Source organism: Streptomyces sp. SID5910, from assembly GCF_009862125.1.
Lineage (GTDB): Bacteria > Actinomycetota > Actinomycetes > Streptomycetales > Streptomycetaceae > Streptomyces.
Map to the genome: position 1 here is coordinate 1 of NZ_WWHX01000574.1, position 1,369 is coordinate 1,369.

The 1,369-nt window shown below is 79.1% G+C and carries 1 protein-coding gene; it reads left to right on the plus strand.

All coding sequences use genetic code 11. The annotated features are described in order from the left end of the window. Nucleotides 1-1,369 (plus strand): primosomal protein N' (locus tag GTW67_RS20115; RefSeq protein ID WP_524539799.1); only part of this gene is annotated, 1,369 nt, incomplete at both ends.

Sequence of the window (1,369 nt, forward strand, 5' to 3'; positions counted from 1 at the left end):
GAACGCGTTGCCCGGCCCCGGGTGGAGCGAGGAACTGGCGCGGGCCGTGGCGGCGACGCTGGCCTCCGGCCGGGGCGCCCTCGTCGTCCTCCCCGACGGGCGGGCGGTCGCCCGGGCCGACGCCGCGCTGACCGCCCTGCTCGGCGAGGGCCGGCACGCGGTGCTCACCGCCGACGCCGGACCCGAGAAGCGGTACGCGCAGTGGCTCGCGGTGCGCCGGGGTGCCGTACGGGCCGTCATCGGGACCAGGGCCGCCATGTTCGCGCCGGTGCGGGACCTCGGTCTGGTCGCCCTGTGGGACGACGGCGACGACAGTCACAGCGAGCAGCACGCCCCGCAGCCGCACGCGCGCGAGGTGCTGCTGTTGCGCGCGGCCCAGGACAGGTGCGCCTTCCTGCTGGGCGGCTGGAACTGCACGGTGGAGGCCGCCCAGCTCGTCGAGACCGGCTGGGCCCGGCCGCTGGTCGCGGCCCGGGAGCAGGTGCGGGCCGCCGCTCCGCTGGTGCGGACCGTGGGGGACGGGGATCTGGCCCGCGACGAGGCCGCCCGGGCCGCGCGGTTGCCCACCCTCGCCTGGCAGGCCGTCCGGGACGGGCTTCGGCAGGGACCGGTGCTCGTCCAGGTGCCCCGCCGGGGATACGTGCCGCGGATGGCGTGTGCCGCCTGCCGTACGCCCGCGCGGTGCCGGCACTGCTCCGGGCCGCTGGAGGGGCAGGAGTCCGGGGCGGCGCTGCGGTGCGGGTGGTGCGGGCGCGAGGAGAGTGCCTGGCACTGCCCGGAGTGCGGGGCGTTCCGGCTGCGCGCACAGATCGTGGGGGCCCGCCGTACCGCCGAGGAACTGGGGCGTGCCTTCCCCGCGGTGCCGGTGCGCACCTCGGGGCGCGAGCACGTGCTGGACACGGTGTCGCAGACGCCGGCCCTGGTCGTGAGCACCCCCGGCGCCGAACCGGTCGCCGAGGGCGGCTATGCGGCGGCCCTGCTGCTCGACGGCTGGGCCATGCTCGGGCGGCCCGATCTGCGCGCCGGTGAGGACGCGCTGCGGCGCTGGCTGGCGGCCGCGGCGCTGGTGCGTCCGCAGTCCGCGGGCGGGACGGTGGTCGTGGTCGCCGAGCCGACGCTGCGGCCGGTGCAGGCGCTGGTGCGCTGGGATCCCGTCGGCCATGCGGTGCGTGAGCTGGCCGAGCGTGCCGAGCTGGGCTTTCCGCCGGTGTCGCGGATGGCGTCCGTGGCGGGGCCGGCGGAGGCGGTGGCCGGCTTCCTCGGCGCGGTGGAGCTGCCGCGCGAGGCGGAGGTCCTGGGGCCGGTGCCGCTCCCCGTCACGGCGCCGGGGCGCCCGCGCCGGGTGGGCGGGCCGCCGCCGGGGGAGCAG